Source organism: Paenibacillus sp. JT31N7 (assembly GCF_059692095.1).
The window spans coordinates 104102-121474 of the sequence record NZ_JCAUAT010000008.1 but is presented as its reverse complement, the minus strand read 5'-3'; the positions used below and the strand labels follow the sequence as shown (position 1 = coordinate 121474).

Genomic DNA, 17373 nt, shown 5'->3' with positions numbered 1-17373 from the left:
CCGGACTTATTATTTTTTTAAAATGACCGAAAGAGGACTCTCTAAATGAACCGAAAAATTCGATATAAATGGATGTATGGATGGCTCGGGATTGCACTGCTCGTATGGACCGTCGGTATATCGAATGTACAGGCGTATCCGGTTTCCAGCGATCCTTTGCGGGTGAAACAAACCTATCTGGACGACATACATATGGATGAAGCCTGGGCACAGGCGGGCGATAGCGGTGAACCTGTCGTCGTGGCGGTCGTGGATACGGGCGTTGACCTGACGCATCCCGATCTGGAAGGCAGACTCGTCCCGGGAGCGAACCTGCTTAATCCGCAGGAGAAGCCCCAGGACGACAACGGTCACGGTACGAACGTGGCCGGGATTATCGCCGCCAGGATGAACAACGACAAAGGCATCGCCGGCATCGCGCCCAACGCGAAAATCATGCCGATCAAGGCATTGGAAGCGGACGGTACGGGCGGAGAGACCAAGCTTGGCGAAGGCATCCGTTATGCCGTCGATCACGGAGCCAAGATCGTCGTGCTCTCGCTGGGCTTGAATAAATATTCAAGCTTCATGGCCGGCACGGTCCGCTACGCCGAGGAGCGCGGCGTGCTTCTCGTCGCGGCCTCCGGCAACGAAGGCGGCAGCGTGAAGTATCCCGCCGCATACCCTACGGTACTCGGGGTAGGCGGCATGACCTCCGCGCGCCTCGCGGACGACCGGTCGAACTACGGACCGGATCTTGATCTCGTGGCGCCTTGGCAGGTGTATACTACCGCCAAAGGCGGAGGCTACGAGAGCAAGGAAGGCACGTCGATGGCCGCTCCGCAGGTGGCGGGCGCTGCGGCGCTGTTATGGGGCCGCGCCCCGTACATGGAGCCATGGCAGCTCAGGGAGCTCATCAAGCAGACGGCGGAGGATCTGGAGTCGCCCGGCTGGGATGCGACAACAGGCTTCGGGCTCCTGCGGGTAGACCGCCTGCTGAAAGAGCCGCTTCTGAGCGACCGTTTCGAGCCGAACGACGATTCGGGTCATGCGCCCATGCTGCCCGTACACACCCTCATCCATGCGGATTTCAGCTCCGGCAAGGATACCGATTGGTTTACATTGGATAGTCCGTACGACGGTTTTGTGAAGCTTGTCTTAAAAACAAGTGACGCTAGTCCTGTTTCTATTCGGTACTTTCGGGATAATAAAGAGGCAGAAGAGGTTTTTACCACGGACCCTCAGAATCCGGTTGTAACTCTGCCTGTTCAGAAGGGAAAGAGCAGAATCGCGGCAAGTCTTCTGGATCCCGGCAGAGCAGGGGCGGTTATGTATACTCTGCAGACGGATTTCCAGATTTATCAGGACGCTTTTGAAAATAACGACCATCAGTATAAAGCGACTTCCCTGCCTGCGAGAAGCCAGATTGTGAAGGGCACGTTTCATCAGGAGAACGATCCGGATTGGTTTGTGATTTCTTTTAAGAAATCCGGTACTCTCCGCTTGAAAACTTCCGTGGATACCGCTAGAATAGACCCGGTAGTATTGATTCAGAAAAAGGGAGAAAAATCGACAACTTTCGACCAGTTTGGAGAAGGAGCGACCGAGGCGACCCCTCTGATGAATGTCACGCCAGGCGATTATTATATCCGGATCAGCAATGTGAAGGACAATACGCAGCCGGTGATGGGGGAGTATACGCTGTCGGTTGATTATACACCTAAGCTGATTGACCCGAATGAACCCAATAATAAGCCCTACCAGGCTACGACACTGACACTGCAAGAAGATCATCCCGGCGTTATAGAGAGTGCTTCGGATTTGGATTGGTTTCAATTCCGGCTGGAGCAGGAAAGTCTGACGCAGCTGAAGTTCGGCTCTCTTCAGCGGGGATGCGATATGGCGTTCACGCTGTACGATCAAACCCTGAAGAAGCTCGATAGCAAGAGCAGCGAAGGGTCTGCCGAGAATCTCGTTCTTGACAGGCGCTTGCCCGCGGGCTTGTATTACATCAAGCTGCAGAGTGACAGGGCTGCAACTCAGCAGATGTATCAGCTGAATGCGGCCGCACAGCCTCTCGTTGCCGGATTTTCCGATATTCACGGACATTGGGCCGAGAAGGCTGTTGCAGACCTGGCCAGTAGGCATGTTATCGACGGAGACGGGAGCTACAAATTTTACCCTGACCTGCCGATCACCCGCGCACAGGCCGCTGTAATGCTGGCGAACGGATTCCGCCTGGATAAGAACAGGCCGGTCGATTATCCGGATCTCAGCAGCAGCCATTGGGCCTATGATTCCATTGCAAGGACAATAATGGCCGGTTACATGGACGGATATGAGGATGGGCATTTCCGGCCGGATCAGCCTTTGACCCGGATGGAAATGACGCAAGTGATTGCGAATACGATGCGAATGGCAGGCAAATACCGCGGACGTTCTCCTTTTCTGGACGTTAACGACCGGTATTGGGGCGTTGGTATTCTGAAGCAAATGTCCGGGGACGGCTGGATCCGGGGATTCCCGGATGGGACTTACCACCCTGACGACCAGGCGACCCGGGCCGAATTTGCAGCCCTTTTGTCCCGGTTTTCGAACGTTTTCGGGAGGAAGAGGTAGAAACATGTCGAATATGGAAGAACTGACAACTGTTGTTCCGCAAATGCCCCTGATCAATATTGTTGTATATTTAACCGCCGTGGGACTCTCGTGGTGGGCGCTGCAGCAGTTTCGCTTCGACGTGCTGCTCAAGCAGCCGCGCAGTCCCGCAGCCAAGATGCTGCAAGTATTTATGTCCATCGGACTCGGCTACCTAGTAGCCAGTTTTTTCTTAAAGTATCTGGAATGGTCTGTAGGATTAAACGGAATTTTTTGACAATTTGTCGAATAACATCGCTTAGACTTGTAAACAATGGTAGTACAACGGTGCCAAACCCGGACCCCATTCCGAACTGTATGAATGGTGTGTTCATGACGACATAGACCGACAGTCACGTTTTACCCGATTAGAACGATAAATTAAGACGCGGAGGGACCGAGATGAGCAAAATTATCGTCCGCGGTGGCCGTAAATTAGCCGGCAAGATTAAAGTTAACGGCGCCAAAAACGCTGTACTACCTATCATTGCGGCATCAATTTTGGCTGCGGAAGGAGAAAGTGTCATACATGACGCTCCTCCGCTTGACGATGTACTTGTAATTAACAAGGTACTTAGAAGCCTGGGCCTACAGCTCAGCTATCATAATCACAGCGTGAAAGTAAACGCTCAAGCGATCGAGACGTGCGAGGCTTCTTACGAGCTCGTTCGTAAAATGCGGGCTTCTTTTCTCGTGATGGGACCACTTTTGGCCCGCCTGGGCAAAGCCCGTATCTCCCTTCCGGGGGGATGTGCTATCGGCACGCGCCCGATCGACCAGCACCTGAAAGGTTTTGAAGCCATGGGAGCGGAGATCGAGCTGGGTCAGGGCTACATCGAAGCCAGGGTGGATAAACGTCTCAAAGGCGCGAAGATCTATCTCGACGTCGCCAGTGTAGGAGCGACCGAGAACATCATGATGGCCGCTACTCTGGCCGAGGGCACGACGATTATTGAAAACGCGGCGAAAGAGCCCGAGATCGTCGACCTGGCCAACTACTTGAATGCGATGGGCGCAGTTGTCCGGGGTGCCGGTACGGGTGTCATCCGCATTGAAGGCGTGGAAAAAATGAAGGGCGCGGTACATAGCGTCATACCGGACCGTATCGAAGCGGGTACTTATATGATCGCCGCTGCGATTACACGCAGTGAACTGTACGTGGAAGGGGCCATCGGCGATCACCTGCGCCCTGTGATTTCGAAGCTGCAGGAAATGGGTGTGCACGTGGAGGAGGACGAGAACGGGATTCTCGTCCGGGCCGACAAACCTTTGCGGGCGGCCGACATCAAGACACTGCCGTATCCCGGCTTCCCGACGGATATGCAGTCTCAGATGATGGCGCTCCAACTGGTTGCGGACGGCACGAGCCTGGTTACCGAGACGGTATTCGAGAACCGGTTCATGCATGTGGACGAATTTATGCTCATGAACGCTTCGATTAAAGTCGACGGCCGTACGGCTGTCGTGAGCGGCAGCAATAAGCTTAAAGGCGCCAAAGTGTGTGCGACTGACCTCCGCGCGGGTGCCGCTTTGATTCTGGCCGCTCTTGTAGCCGAAGGAGAGACCGAGATTACCGGACTTCATCACATTGACCGAGGATACGTGGATATTACCTCCGCGCTTCGTGCAGTGGGTGCCGATATTCAACGGGTTGTTCCGCAGGAAGAAGAGCAGGAGATACCGCAAGAAATCGGACTGTTCGCCGTTCAGCCCACATGGGCTTAAGCACCGTACTTTCGTGATCCGCTAGCGGATTCAATCAGATATAAGGAAAACCGGCTCTCCTATCGGGGGGCCGGTTTTTCGTTCTAATCTAGTAAATACCTTCATAAGATGAGAGTAATCCCGTTCCGCAGAGAGAGGACGATTGGAGCATCCGCTGACAGCCGATTCGGAGCAGCCATCCCTTAAGGGTCTTAAGGGCGGATCTCCATTGTCATTCTCGGCATAAAAACGGAACGGAATATTTACGGAGGCCATCTATGAAGTTTAAGAGACATTCCAAGCTCAAACAGCCGGCACTGTTTTGGACGGGCGTTGCGGTTTCGGGTTTGCTGCTGGTCACCGTTTTGCTTCCCGCCGTGGTCGTCAAACAGCAAACCGGTACTTTTGCGGATCCTCATGATACCGGAGCAGTCGCTTCATCCGCCGGCATGGTTATGGTTCCGGTCTATCTGTCCAAGCAGAAGCAGATTCAGACGGTGAGCCTGGAGCAGTATGTGAAAGGGGTAGTGGCGGCGGAGATGCCCGCGGAATTTTCGGAAGAGGCTCTTAAAGCTCAGGCGATTGCGGCGCGCACTTATATCGTACGCCGGATTTTAACGGGAGATTTCAGCAACGTCCCCGTCAAGGAAGCATGGGTTACGGACACGATTCAGCATCAGGCCTACCTGACCGATGATCAGCTTCAGAAACAATGGACAGGCACCGACTACGAGTCGAACAGCAAAAAGATCGACGCCGCCGTAAAAGCTACGGCCGATCTCATTCTTACCTATGAGGGCAAGCCGATTCAGGCCACATTTTTCTCCACTTCCAACGGGTATACGGAGGATGTCCGCAATGTTTGGGGGTCCGAAGTTCCTTATTTAAAGTCGGTCGGCAGCCCGTGGGATCAGAAGCTTTCACCTAAATTCAAACAAACTTTAACCCTTTCCTATAAAGACATTCTTCAAAAGATGGGGCTTCCGGCTTCATCGTCCTTGAATTCAGGCAGCATAAAAGTTCTGGAACGGACGGAGTCCAAGCGGGTCAAGTCTGCTAGGATAGCGGGCAAGACATTTACGGGAAAAGAAATAAGAGAGAAGCTGGGGCTCAACTCTACTGATTTTGAAGCGGCTTTGAGCGGAGCGGATTGGACATTCACGGTAAAAGGGTACGGGCATGGAGTCGGAATGAGCCAGTGGGGGGCGAACGGAATGGCCAAAGAAGGGAAGAAAGCCGAAGAGATCACGGCTTATTATTATCCCGGCGCGAAGCTGACCTCCGCTTCCACTCTACTGAACAAGAAAACTCAAAAATAAGACCTGCTAGAATTTCTTTGGGGCAAATGTATAAAACTCTCAAACATGTCAACAATGGTTGTTGAGGTGATAACCATATGAGAGATGGTAAACAAGAGTTTCAGAACAAGGAAGAAGCTCCCCAAACTGTAACGGGAGCAGCAAATGTCCCTAACTCCGCATGGAAGAGATTTTTGGCCAAAAAGTGGGTTTTCCCGGCAACTTATGTAGCGGCAGCGGCAATTATCTTAACCTTAATGTGGGTCTATCAGGATGCGGTTAAGAAACCGGTCGCAACGAATACGCCGGCTGATTCCGTTCAATCCGATAAACCTGCTGGCGAAACGGCTAACAAAGACAATGCCGTTCCCGTAGGTGCCAAAGCCGAAAGCATTCAATGGCCGGTAAAAGACCGCAGCCAAGTAACGATTTCGCTTCCGTCCTACGACAGTAAAGGCAGCAATGAAGCCAAGCAAGCGGCGATGATCGAATACGGAGATACGATTACCCCTCACGTGGGCGTCGATCTTGTTCGTGCAGACAAGCAGGCGTTTGATGTAAGCGCGGCCCTCAGTGGTAAAGTAACCGCGGTTGACAAAAATCCGGTTGTAGGCAATCTGGTCGAGATTACGCACGACAACGGGCTTGTAACGGTTTATCAAAGCCTTGGGGAAGTGAAAGTAGCCAAAGGAGCCGCCGTTAAACAAGGCGACGTTATCGCACAGGCCGGCCGCAACGAGCTGGAGAAGGACCAGGGCGTCCACCTTCACTTCGAAGTGCGCAAGGCGGAAGACGGCACGGCCGAACTGCCGGAGCAGCTGCTTCCGGAATTCAAACCGCAATAAATCTTTACCATATCGGCGGATGGGGGAAAACCCCATCCGTTTTTTTGTCTGCATAACGGAAAGCGTCCAGGGGACAAGCTTTCACCTTGTCCGTCAAAATAAATGGACGGAAATAGCTTGTCAGCGGCGGAAACAAAGAATATTAGCCCCTACCCCTCATATAATGTACCAAACTATCCGAGTAGGGAGGCGAGGGGAGTGCACGATTACATCAAAGAGCGAACCATTAAGATCGGAACTTGCATCGTTGAGACGAGAAATACGGTTCGCACCATAGCGAAGGAGTTTGGCGTTTCCAAAAGCACGGTGCACAAGGATTTGACGGAGAGACTTCCGGAAATCAACCCGGAGCTGGCCAATCAGGTCAAAACGATCCTCGAATACCACAAATCGATCCGCCATCTTAGGGGAGGGGAAGCGACCAAAATCAAATATCGCAAGACGAAACCTGCCAAATCCGCTGAACCGCTTGTTACGGTTAAATCCTGACTCCCAGGCCCGCCCTTCCTTCCGGAAAATTGTCGAAATTATCCCGAAAAAAGAGGAATTTCTGTTTTTTTCTGCGAAATTAGCTTATAATGAAAAATATGTATACTATTCGAAGCACCGCTTCAGTTTATGGGGATGGACGGTTAGTTTAGGGAGGATTATTTTTCATGTTAAGTAAGGATATCGGAATCGATTTGGGCACTGCGAACGTCTTGATTCATGTGAAAGGACGCGGCGTAGTGCTCGATGAGCCCTCGGTTGTGGCGATCGAAAGCGATACAAAACGCGTTCTCGCGGTCGGTGAGGAAGCCAGGAGAATGGTGGGGCGTACGCCCGGCAACATCGTGGCAATTCGTCCGCTCCGCGAAGGTGTAATCGCCGATTTTGAAATTACTGAAGCGATGTTGAAACATTTTATTTCCAAAGTTGGGGGCAAAAGCTGGTACTCACATCCTCGAATCCTCATCTGTGCGCCTACCAACATTACCTCTGTGGAACAAAAAGCAATTCGGGAAGCGGCTGAACGCAGCGGCGCACGCGAAGTGTTTATGGAAGAAGAACCGAAAGCCGCCGCAATCGGCGCCGGAATGGACATTTACCAGCCGAGCGGCAATATGGTCGTTGATATCGGTGGAGGGACGACGGACGTGGCCGTGTTATCCATGGGTGATGTCGTCACCTCTTCCTCCATTAAGATCGCCGGTGATAAATTTGATACGGCGATTACCAAGTACATCAAGGACAAATACAAATTACTGATCGGCGAACGTACCTCCGAAGACATCAAGGTCAAAATCGGTACGGTACAAGCCGACAGCGCTCCGAATGAAATGGATATCCGCGGCCGGGATATGGTATCGGGTCTTCCTTTGACGATCACGATTCGCTCCGGCGAAGTGCAGGAAGCATTGTGGGATCCGATTTCTTCTATCGTAACTGCCGCAAAAAGTGTATTGGAACGTACACCTCCGGAACTTTCTGCCGATATAATAGATAGAGGGGTTATTTTGACAGGTGGCGGTGCCATGCTTCACGGTCTGGATCAGCTTCTGGCGGACGAGCTTAAAGTTCCCGTTCTGATTGCGGAAGACCCGATGCACTGCGTCGTCAAAGGTACGGGCATTATGCTCGACAACCTGGACAAAGTGACCAAACGAAAATTCGTATAGAGGTGACTCATGCTTAGGGGATTATACACGGCGGCATCCGGCTTGACCATGCAGCAGCGTAAACACGATACCGTGACGAACAACATTGCCAATCTCAATACACCGGGCTTCAAACAGGAAACCACTTCGGCACGTTCCTTTCCGGAGGTTCTTATCTCGCGTATTCGCGGGGGAGTAGCGGGAGACGGAACGGTAGTAAATGTGGGCAGAATGAATACGGGCGTATTTGCCGAGGAAACCGCCAGACTCATGGCACAGGGTCCGCTTCAGCAAACGGGAAATCCGCTTGATTATGCGCTTGTTTCCGATATTCAGGTCAATGGCTTGAAGTTCGATAACGGCGGTAAGGCTGTAGGACCGGACGGTACGGTCGTTTACCAGCCGGAAGCGTTGTTTGTGGTCGAGAATCCGCAAGTAGCGGGGGAACGTCACTATACGCGCAACGGTAAATTCACGGTTGATGCGGAAGGCTTCGTTGCGAATGCGGACGGTTATCGTCTCGTGGCGGCTAATGGCCAGACGGTCCGTTACGATCCGGCCAATCCGCCCGTTCCGCTCGTGATGAAAGTCCAGAATCCGAATGTGCTCCTTCCGGAAGGCAACGGGCTTTTCACGGTCGGTGCGAATGACGAGGGACAAATTGCAGCGCTGGCGGCAGGAGACCAGGTCGAGGTCCGCACAGGTTACGTGGAACGGTCTAACGTGGATCCGACCCAAGCGATGGTCGACATGACGACAGCAGCCCGTGCGTATGAAGCCAACCAGAAGATGGTCCAATTTTATGACCGCAGTATGGACAAGCTTGTAAATGACGTGGGCCGAGTATAAGCAGTAGGCATGATAAAATCCCTCTCAGGGAATGCTTTCGAAGCGGCTTTCTCCGGAAAGCTTGGAGGAGATCACAATGAACAACTCGATTATTAACGCATCGGTCACGATGCAGGGCCTGCAGCAGAAGCTGGATGTATTGGCGAACAACATGGCGAACGTCAATACCGTCGGATACAAGAAGAAGGAAGCTAGCTTCGAGAATGTACTGACGAACACGCTGAATCAGCCGCAAGGTTTTATGAAAACCGGACGGATGACTTCTCTCGGGCTGCCTCAGGGCTGGGGCGCCAAGCTGGTCGGCCTGCAGAATATTATGACGCAGGGAAGCCTGAAACCGACGGATGAGCCGTACGATCTGGCTATCGAAGGAGACGGTCTGTTCGAGGTGACCATCCCCGGTTCCAACACACCCGCTTGGACCCGCGACGGGGCACTGAAGCTCAGTGTGTACAACAAAGTGGACCCGGCTACGGGCGCTTTGACCAAAGCCATGGGGCTGGCCACCAAAGACGGCTACTTCGTGAAGGACACGGCCAGCAATCAACCGATTGAGATCGCGATTGATCCGGCCGATCCGACTCTCCAGAACAGCCGCGTTCGCGTGGACGAGCAGGGACGGGTAGTCGTATACAACGAAGCCGATCCGGCGAGTACGGGCAGACAAGTCGGCCAGATTAAGCTGGTGAAAGTGATTAATCCGCAGCTGCTCGGCGAGGCCGACGGCAACTATTTCCGTCTTCCGGCGAACGTGGCTCAGAATAACGTTTTCGCGGCCAATACGGACGGTGTGACCGTCAAGCAGGGTTTCCTGGAGCAGTCCAATGTGGATTTGCAGCAGGAAATGTCCGAACTTGTTATGATTCAGCGTGCCTTCCAACTAAATTCCAGAGCAATCTCTTCGGCGGATACGATGATGGGGCTCGCTAACAACCTGCGCGGCTAATGCGTGAAGGAGGGGCGATTCTCTTGTCCATGGAAGAAGAGAGCAAGGAGACGGAAGCAGCATCATCTACGCAGGCTAAAGAATCGGACAAAGGTAAGTCGGAAAAGACTTCCGGATCCGCCGGGACGCTTCGCGTTCTGAAGAAACTGCGCATTCCGCTCATTTTTTTGGGAGCCTTGATTGTCGGGCTTTGGATCGGGTATTCAGGAATCGGCGGTCAGCCGACTTTAGACATATTCAGAATCAGCACCTGGAAACATCTCTTCGATTTGGTGTTTGCAGACTGAGCGTGGGCTCCCGCAAGGGAGTTTTCTTTTTGCCCGGAGAAACGGTATAATGGAAACCAATGAAAATGAGAGGAATCGCGCCTGTTCCAGCCTTAGCCGTAGAAAGGGAGAGACGATTGAATTTACCGAATCTGCTTACCATAAGCCGTTTTTTTCTAATTCCCGTCTATCTGTACATTTTCTATGCAGGCTATACGAAACTGGCTTTTCTCGTTGTCGTCCTAGCGGGCATAACTGATATTGCAGACGGATATATCGCCCGCAAGCGGAATCTGGTTACCCAGATGGGGATTATGCTCGATCCGCTTGCGGATAAACTGATGATGATTGCGGTCATCATCTCCCTGCTCAGCTCCGGGATGATTCCCTGGCTGGCCGCAGTGGCTTTTTTCATCCGGGATATCGGCATGATCGCGGGGGCGGCTTTTTTTCATTTCCGCGGCAAACAAACGCTTCCGGCCAATGCCATGGGCAAGCTGACGACGGTTCTGTATTACCTGGCCGTCCTGCTTATTCTTTTTCACATTCCTTATGCAACGGAATACCTGGCGGCCGTCATCTTGTTTTCTTTCGTCACCTCCATTATTTACGTGGCCCAGTTCTATGCGGCCAACCGGAAAACCAGGCGATTAAGCACGGAGGAGACAAGTCAGGTAAAAAAAGGGCCATAAAGACCTTGTTCGAACCTTGAAAAATTGTTTATAAAGGATAGGGAAGCAAAAAAAGAGCATATTCCACGACCATTTCGGTGGCCGCACAATACGCTCCCTTATATCAACCTTCACTTCTGCAGCGGTGAAGGGATAAGTTTAGTGTGAGCTGTTTCAAACCAAAATATACAAACGGAAAGCGTCGGAAGGAGCAAGATTGCAATGTTGGACAACAAGCAGATTCAGGAGATTATCCCGCACCGCTACCCCTTTTTGCTGGTAGACCGCATTTTGGAGGTGGAGGACGGCGTCCGTGCCGTGGGCCTCAAAAACGTAACGGCGAACGAACCCTTTTTCCAGGGACATTTTCCGGGTTATCCGGTTATGCCGGGCGTTCTTATCTTAGAGGCACTCGCGCAAGTCGGAGCGTTTGCGATTTTGAATGTGGAAGCCAACCGCGGAAAAATCGGTCTGCTGGCCGGTGTGGATGGTTTCAGATTCCGCAGACAGGTAACTCCTGGTGACACGCTGACGCTGGAAGTGAAAATTACCCGTTTGAAGGGTACCATAGGCAAAGGCCAGGCGACCGCTAAAGTAGGAGAAGAGCTGGTAGCCGAAGGTGAAATCATGTTTGCGCTGGCAAACGCCTAATCGGATAAACAAAGATCCTATCATTTTAATAAGGGGACGATGAACGATGACTCGTGTACAGAATCTTTATGAAAAATGGTTGCAGGACCCGTCTATTGATGAAGAAACGAAAAAAGAGCTTCAATCCATTGCAGGACAGGACAAAGAGATCGAAGACCGTTTCTACAAGGATCTTGAATTCGGAACCGGCGGTCTCCGCGGCGTAATCGGCGCGGGCACGAACCGGATGAACCTATATACGGTAGGAAAAGCTACGCAAGCTCTTGCGGAATTTGCTCTGAAAAACGGTGGGGCGCAGCCCTCCGTTGTCATTGCGTATGACTCGCGTCACCAGTCGCCGGAATTTGCCTTGGAGGCTGCGCTTGTCCTTGCGGGCAACGGAGTGAAAGCTTATGTGTTCGAGGCGCTGCGTCCGACACCCGAGCTTTCTTTTGCCGTACGTGAACTGAAAGCTTCCGCGGGAATCGTTGTAACGGCGAGCCACAACCCTCCGGAGTATAACGGGTATAAAGTATATGGGGCCGACGGAGGACAACTGGTGCCGCATGATGCCGAACAGGTGCTTGCGAACATCCAGAAGATCGAGGGCTTCGACAGCGTCCGCAAAGTCTCCCGCGCCGAAGCCGAGGAGAAAGGTCTATTGGAATGGCTGGGCGGAGAAATGGACGAGAAATACTATGCGGCCGTTACATCCGTAAGCCAGCATCCGGACGTTATCAAGCAAACTAGCGGAGATTTCCGCGTTGTGTACACCCCGCTGCACGGGACGGGCAACAAACCGGTTCGCGAAGCCTTGAAGCGCATCGGTTTCGAGCAGGTGCGCGTCGTGAAAGAACAGGAGCAGCCGGACAGCAATTTTTCCACGGTCAAATCGCCTAACCCGGAAGAGCGGGAAGCTTTTACGCTGGCTCTGAGAGACGCCAAAGAGTGGGATGCCGATATCATCGTGGGAACGGACCCGGATGCCGACCGGATGGGCGCAGTTGTGAAAGATGACAAAGGCGAATATTTCGTACTGACGGGAAACCAATCGGGCGCCATAATCGTCAATTATTTGTTGGGTTCTTTAAAAGAACGCGGAGAGCTGCCTGCTAACGGCGTCGTGATCAAAACCATCGTAACGAGCGAGATGGGAGCCGTTATCGCGGAAAGCTACGGGGCGAAAGTCCTGAACACCCTGACGGGATTCAAGTACATCGGGGAGAAAATGACCGAGTTCGAATCGACCGGGGAGCACCAGTTCCTGTTCGGGTATGAAGAGAGCTACGGCTACCTGGCGGGGACCTATGCCCGGGATAAAGACGCGGTCGTAGCGGCCATGCTGATTTGTGAAGCGGCAGCTTACTACAAGAGTCAGGGTAAGACGCTTTACGATGTTCTGCAGGAGCTTTACCGCCAGCATGGCTTCTTCCTGGAGAAGCTGGAGTCCAAAACGCTTAAGGGGAAAGACGGTGTAGAGCAGATCGGACGGATGATGGAAGACTGGAGAAACAATCCGCCGGCTTCCATTGAGGGCGTAGAGGTTGCGGAAGTGGAAGACTACAGCCGTGGCATTAACGGGCTGCCTAAAGAAAATGTATTGAAATTCAAACTCAAAGACGGTTCCTGGTTCTGTCTCCGCCCTTCCGGAACGGAACCGAAGATCAAATTCTACTTTGCGGTAAAAGGAACGACAGGCGACGAGGCGGCGAAGCGGCTGGAAGGTCTTGTGCGCTTCGTTCTGGGCAGAGTAGAGCATTAACGGTAACAGTAACAGCCGAACCTCTCCAAGGCCCCTGCATCCATACGGTGCCGGGGCCGAGGGGTTTTCGGGTACAAATGATGCATGATTCAAGAAACGGAGTTGAACAGATTGGTACACAGGTATACTGCGGCAAACCGGATGCTGCGTAAGCTTTTATGGTGGCTTGTCATTATTGGCCTTCTGGCTTCCCTGCCGCTTGCCTTCTTCCGCGAACAGACGGAGAAGTCCGCGAATCAAGTGGAGTTTGTGTTTGATTATCGCGACTTATTGGAGATGGCCGACATGCGGCCGAATCCGCAAGGATTTGTATCGGAACAGCTTCAGGCGATGAAAAAAGCCGGCATCGGATCGCTTGCCGTGTACGAATCGACGCTTTCCGAATTGAGATTGAGCCGCCGTATCGAAGTGTTCTCCTCCAAGGATGCGACTTCTCTTACGCAAAAGCCGATCTCACCGAACGAAAATTTTACTTATATCCTCTTCACCGACCCGGCATCGGAGTCCCAAATCAAACCGATGATCGAGACGGCTTTTAACAAGCTAGGCGTCAAGACAAGCCCGTGGAGCTTCAAAAACCAATCGGGTATGATTATCGAAATGAACATGGAAGAAGCCAATATGAAGCCGATGGACCCGGATCCTATTACACTTCAAACGATGAAGGATGAAGGCTTCCGTATCGTTGTCCGTCTCGGCAACAAACGTGAATTCGTCACGAATGAGATGGATGCGCTGCTCGCGAAATTATACAAAATGGGTGCCCGTCGCATCATCATTGACGGAGATTACGCCCCAGGGTACTCGGATGACCCGGAACAGGTGACCCTCCACAAGATGGGGATTCTGCTCAAAAAGTACGATATGGGCCTGGCCAATATCGAAATGTTGAAACAACCGCAAAAAGGGTTTGGCTCTCTGGCCAAGGATACCGACTACAACGTCGTCCGGCTGCACTCTTTTACGGAGAAAGACGGCGAGAAACTGACGGAGAATCTGACCAAAGAGGATCAGGAAGCCCGTATTCAACAAACGGCCGACCGGTTTGTGCTGGCGGTTAAAGACCGGAATATCCGGATGATCTTCCTTAACGGACGTGCCGTCAAAAATCTGGACAAGGCAGCGATTCTCACTCCGCTGGACGGCCTGTACGAGAGCTTGAGCGGCAAAGACGGGGCGATCAAACGGATCGAAGACGCCGGTTTCAAAGTGGAGCCTGCCAAGCAGTTCGACTACACCTATAACGCTTACCAGAATGTTGCGCGGTTCTTTACACTGATCGGCGGCGTCAGCCTGATTGTTCTGTTGATCGGCTACTTCGTTCCCGAAGCCGTACTGGCACTGTTTATCATCGGCCTGTTAGGAGCGGCGGGACTATATTTTAAATCGCCGGATCTGTATGCGCAGGGACTTGCGCTCGCTTGTGCGATTTCGGCGCCGAGCATCGCAGTAATCGAGGCGATCCGCTCCATTCAATCGGGCCGGGCGGCTAAGGCGAAATCGGCAGTCCTGTATGCTTTGGGCCTGCTGATTAAAACGACACTGACCTCTTTAATCGGAGTTGTTTACCTGGTCGCTTTGCTTAACCACATTTCGTACTTCCTGGTACTCCAGCAGTTCCGCGGTGTCAGCCTTCTGCACCTGCTGCCGATCGCCATTGTCGGTCTCTACCTGCTGTTCTTCCGGGAAACCTTAAACTATCGGGAACGCGGAGAGCGGGTAAAGAAGCTTCTGTCCGCTAACATTAGCGTGCTTTGGATAATTGCTGCAGCCGCGGCGGCCGGAGTGATCTACTACTACCTGTCGCGTACGGGCAATGAAGGTCAAACTTCAGCGATTGAGCGTTATCTCCGCTCCTTCTTGGAAAATACGCTGGGTGTTCGCCCGCGGAATAAAGAATTTATGTTGGCGCACCCGCTCTTCCTGCTTGGAGCGTATCTGTCGGTCAAATACCGGAACGCCGTTTATCTGCTGCTGATCGGTGTGGTCGGACAGCTGTCCATCGTGGATACATTCGCGCATTTGCACACCCCGCTTGAAATCTCGGGCATCCGGATTACGTACGGAATCGTATTCGGCGCCATGATCGGACTTGTGCTGATCGCCGTCTGGGAAATTGCATCAAGGAGTTGGAAAGCATGGGCCGCGAAATCGCGCACAAGAGCAAACGGTTAGTTGTTTCGGGCTATTACGGTTTTGACAACAGCGGGGACGAGGCCGTTCTGCAATCGATTCTTTTTGCGCTAAAAGAACAGGGGGAGGCGGCAAGTGTCCGCATCGAGCCTGTCGTTTTATCCGCGAATCCCCAGCGTACACGGGAGATGTACGGAGTCGAGGCCTGCCACCGGATGAAGGTGCCGGATCTGTTCCGGGCGATCAAATCGTCCGACGGACTGATCAGCGGCGGCGGAAGTCTGCTGCAGGATGCGACCAGTTCCCGCACCATTCCTTATTATCTGCTGGTCCTCAAACTGGCCCAGTGGATGCGCAAACCGACCTTTATTTATTCGCAGGGGATCGGTCCGGTGAACAATCCGCGCTTCTTTTCCTGGATCCGATCGACTTTCAAAAAGTGCGCCATGATCACGGTCCGCGACCAGGAGTCCGCGGATCTGATCGGACGCATGGGCGTACCGGCCTCTTCTGTCAGCGTGGTGCCGGACCCGGTCATGGGGCTCCCGCTGCGCGGTGAGGCAGCCTCCGGCAAAGCCGGAACCGCCGATGCACGCGGCGAAACCGACCGCGTTCCCGTCGTCGGCGTATCCGTCCGCTTCTGGAACGCGGACCGCTCCGAGCTGGGCGCGCTCGCCGAGGCGCTGCGCGCCGTGATGGACAGACGCCGCGTCCAGGTGCGGCTTCTGCCGTTTCACCTCCCTTCGGACGAGGAAGCTTCCGCCTATGTGGCGGAGCGTCTCTCTCCCGCGGGAGAGAGCGGCGACGTCCGCATCGTGCGCGGCGTCACGCATCCGCAGGACATGCTCGCCGAGGTGAGCGCCTGCGATGTGCTCGTCGGCATGAGACTGCATTCGCTGATCTATGCCGCCTCGCAGTTTGTGCCCATGGTCGGCGTGTCCTACGACCCGAAGATCGACCAATTCCTCGCGCGGCTCGGAATGAAGGCCGCGGCATCGACGCAGAGTTTCGACGCCGCGGCGGTAGCCGCCGAAATCGGGCGGCTGCTGGACGGCCGCCGCGAGTGGGCGGACGGCAAGGAAGCCGCCATCGACCGGCTTAAAAAAGAGGCGCAGCTGCCGGCGCAACAAATCATGCAATTTTACCGTTAAGAGGGATGAAGACCAATGACTGCTAATGCAAACGCAAGCGTGCCGATTGTCCGGATCTACGGCGTTCCCGTTTCGAAAATGAACATGAAGGATACCGTCGCCTATTTGACGGGGGCGATCGAGTCCCGTATTCCGCATCAGATCATAACCGCCAATCCGATTATGGTCATGTCGGCTCTCGAGGACCCGGCCTATATGGAGATGATGCGCAGTGCGGAGCTGATTGTCCCGGACGGTGCCGGGCTGGTTTGGGCCGCCGGCTATGTCGGACAGCCTGTCGCCGAACGCGTTCCGGGCATCGACCTCATCCATGAGCTGATGAGAACCGGAGAGCCTCGCAGATGGAAAGTTTACCTGCTGGGGACGACTCAGGATACGATCCAGACGGCTGCGGCTAAACTGGCCCGTGAATATCCTCTCATTGATATCGTCGGTTACAGGGACGGATATTTCGGAGAAGCGGAAGACCGGCAGGTTGTGGACGGCATACGGCAGCTGCAGCCGGACATCCTTCTCGTCGGCCGTTCTTCCTCGACGCAGGAGCCTTGGATTTCGAAATACAAGCGGGACCTGGACGTTCCTGTTATAATGGGCGTAGGCGGAAGCTTTGATGTTTTGGCCGGCAAGCTGAAGCGTGCACCCAAGATTTTTCAAAAGCTTAAACTGGAGTGGTTTTACCGTCTGCTTCAGGAGCCGTCCCGTTTCGGACGCATGCTGGCCCTGCCCAAATTTGCGTGGAAAGTGATTCGCGACAAAGAAAATGTGTTAAAAACCGATGAAAACCATTGAAAATTAGCGTTGTCCGTCTGTTTAGGTGTAAAATAGGACTGGTAATGTTTATAAAGTAGCAGTATAATTTTGTCGG

At 53.2% G+C, this 17373-nt stretch carries 16 protein-coding genes; all 16 read left to right on the top strand.

What is annotated here, in order from left to right:
• The first annotated feature begins 45 nt into the window (after positions 1–45).
• The 16 genes from AC58P5_RS24990 (at position 46) to AC58P5_RS24915 (ending at position 17297) form a co-directional block, all read left to right on the top strand.
• Complete coding sequence (locus AC58P5_RS24990) at positions 46–2598, top strand: S8 family serine peptidase (RefSeq protein ID WP_497391473.1); 2553 nt, start codon at positions 46–48, stop codon at positions 2596–2598.
• A gap of 4 nt (positions 2599–2602) precedes the next feature.
• Complete coding sequence (locus AC58P5_RS24985) at positions 2603–2854, top strand: DUF1146 family protein (RefSeq protein ID WP_497391471.1); 252 nt, start codon at positions 2603–2605, stop codon at positions 2852–2854.
• Positions 2855–3018: 164 nt separating this feature from the next.
• Positions 3019–4341: a UDP-N-acetylglucosamine 1-carboxyvinyltransferase gene (gene murA, locus AC58P5_RS24980; protein ID WP_497391469.1), complete on the top strand. Its 1323-nt coding sequence runs from the start codon at positions 3019–3021 to the stop codon at positions 4339–4341.
• 257 nt (positions 4342–4598) lie between these two features.
• Positions 4599–5639, top strand: coding sequence for a stage II sporulation protein D (gene spoIID / locus AC58P5_RS24975; protein ID WP_497391467.1), 1041 nt, complete (start codon positions 4599–4601; stop codon positions 5637–5639).
• Between the two features lie 77 nt (positions 5640–5716).
• Positions 5717–6463 (top strand): peptidoglycan DD-metalloendopeptidase family protein, encoded by a 747-nt coding sequence (locus tag AC58P5_RS24970; protein WP_497391465.1) that lies wholly within the window; start codon positions 5717–5719, stop codon positions 6461–6463.
• A gap of 198 nt (positions 6464–6661) precedes the next feature.
• Entirely contained in the window at positions 6662–6952 is a 291-nt protein-coding gene (gene spoIIID / locus AC58P5_RS24965) for a sporulation transcriptional regulator SpoIIID (protein ID WP_317956724.1), read from the top strand.
• A 167-nt stretch (positions 6953–7119) separates the two neighbouring features.
• Positions 7120–8121 carry a rod shape-determining protein gene (locus AC58P5_RS24960; RefSeq protein ID WP_497391463.1) on the top strand — a complete coding sequence of 334 codons (1002 nt, stop codon included), beginning with the start codon at positions 7120–7122 and terminating at the stop codon, positions 8119–8121.
• 9 nt (positions 8122–8130) lie between these two features.
• Positions 8131–8949, top strand: coding sequence for a flagellar hook-basal body protein (locus AC58P5_RS24955; RefSeq protein ID WP_497391461.1), 819 nt, complete (start codon positions 8131–8133; stop codon positions 8947–8949).
• Between the two features lie 76 nt (positions 8950–9025).
• Positions 9026–9895 carry a flagellar hook-basal body protein gene (locus tag AC58P5_RS24950; protein WP_497391459.1) on the top strand — a complete coding sequence of 290 codons (870 nt, stop codon included), beginning with the start codon at positions 9026–9028 and terminating at the stop codon, positions 9893–9895.
• A 29-nt stretch (positions 9896–9924) separates the two neighbouring features.
• Positions 9925–10182, top strand: a complete 258-nt coding sequence (locus AC58P5_RS24945; protein ID WP_497391591.1) for a DNA-directed RNA polymerase subunit beta — start codon at positions 9925–9927, stop codon at positions 10180–10182.
• 116 nt (positions 10183–10298) lie between these two features.
• Positions 10299–10853 carry a CDP-alcohol phosphatidyltransferase family protein gene (locus tag AC58P5_RS24940; protein WP_497391457.1) on the top strand — a complete coding sequence of 185 codons (555 nt, stop codon included), beginning with the start codon at positions 10299–10301 and terminating at the stop codon, positions 10851–10853.
• A gap of 201 nt (positions 10854–11054) precedes the next feature.
• The gene (gene fabZ, locus AC58P5_RS24935; protein WP_009677001.1) at positions 11055–11483 is read left to right on the top strand and encodes a 3-hydroxyacyl-ACP dehydratase FabZ; all 429 of its coding nucleotides are present in this window, start codon (positions 11055–11057) and stop codon (positions 11481–11483) included.
• 46 nt (positions 11484–11529) lie between these two features.
• The gene (locus tag AC58P5_RS24930; protein ID WP_497391455.1) at positions 11530–13224 is read left to right on the top strand and encodes a phospho-sugar mutase; all 1695 of its coding nucleotides are present in this window, start codon (positions 11530–11532) and stop codon (positions 13222–13224) included.
• Between the two features lie 111 nt (positions 13225–13335).
• Positions 13336–15399, top strand: coding sequence for a DUF5693 family protein (locus tag AC58P5_RS24925; protein ID WP_497391453.1), 2064 nt, complete (start codon positions 13336–13338; stop codon positions 15397–15399).
• On the top strand, positions 15363–16508 hold the full coding sequence (csaB, locus tag AC58P5_RS24920; protein WP_497391451.1) for a polysaccharide pyruvyl transferase CsaB: 1146 nt from the start codon (positions 15363–15365) through the stop codon (positions 16506–16508). The genes AC58P5_RS24925 and csaB overlap by 37 nt, the downstream gene beginning before the upstream one ends.
• A gap of 15 nt (positions 16509–16523) precedes the next feature.
• Positions 16524–17297: a WecB/TagA/CpsF family glycosyltransferase gene (locus AC58P5_RS24915; protein ID WP_497391449.1), complete on the top strand. Its 774-nt coding sequence runs from the start codon at positions 16524–16526 to the stop codon at positions 17295–17297.
• The last annotated feature ends 76 nt before the right edge of the window (positions 17298–17373 follow it).

Excerpts from the sequence above, each read along its gene's own strand:
- AC58P5_RS24955 (WP_497391461.1), top strand. The coding sequence starts at position 8,131 with ATGCTTAGGGGATTATACACGGCGGCATCCGGCTTGACCATGCAGCAG.
- murA (WP_497391469.1), top strand. The coding sequence starts at position 3,019 with ATGAGCAAAATTATCGTCCGCGGTGGCCGTAAATTAGCCGGCAAGATT.
- AC58P5_RS24990 (WP_497391473.1), top strand. The coding sequence starts at position 46 with ATGAACCGAAAAATTCGATATAAATGGATGTATGGATGGCTCGGGATT.
- csaB (WP_497391451.1), top strand. The coding sequence starts at position 15,363 with ATGGGCCGCGAAATCGCGCACAAGAGCAAACGGTTAGTTGTTTCGGGC.
- AC58P5_RS24930 (WP_497391455.1), top strand. The coding sequence starts at position 11,530 with ATGACTCGTGTACAGAATCTTTATGAAAAATGGTTGCAGGACCCGTCT.
- AC58P5_RS24970 (WP_497391465.1), top strand. The coding sequence starts at position 5,717 with ATGAGAGATGGTAAACAAGAGTTTCAGAACAAGGAAGAAGCTCCCCAA.
- AC58P5_RS24985 (WP_497391471.1), top strand. The coding sequence starts at position 2,603 with ATGTCGAATATGGAAGAACTGACAACTGTTGTTCCGCAAATGCCCCTG.
- AC58P5_RS24950 (WP_497391459.1), top strand. The coding sequence starts at position 9,026 with ATGAACAACTCGATTATTAACGCATCGGTCACGATGCAGGGCCTGCAG.
- AC58P5_RS24915 (WP_497391449.1), top strand. The coding sequence starts at position 16,524 with ATGACTGCTAATGCAAACGCAAGCGTGCCGATTGTCCGGATCTACGGC.
- AC58P5_RS24945 (WP_497391591.1), top strand. The coding sequence starts at position 9,925 with ATGGAAGAAGAGAGCAAGGAGACGGAAGCAGCATCATCTACGCAGGCT.
- fabZ (WP_009677001.1), top strand. The coding sequence starts at position 11,055 with ATGTTGGACAACAAGCAGATTCAGGAGATTATCCCGCACCGCTACCCC.
- spoIID (WP_497391467.1), top strand. The coding sequence starts at position 4,599 with ATGAAGTTTAAGAGACATTCCAAGCTCAAACAGCCGGCACTGTTTTGG.
- AC58P5_RS24960 (WP_497391463.1), top strand. The coding sequence starts at position 7,120 with ATGTTAAGTAAGGATATCGGAATCGATTTGGGCACTGCGAACGTCTTG.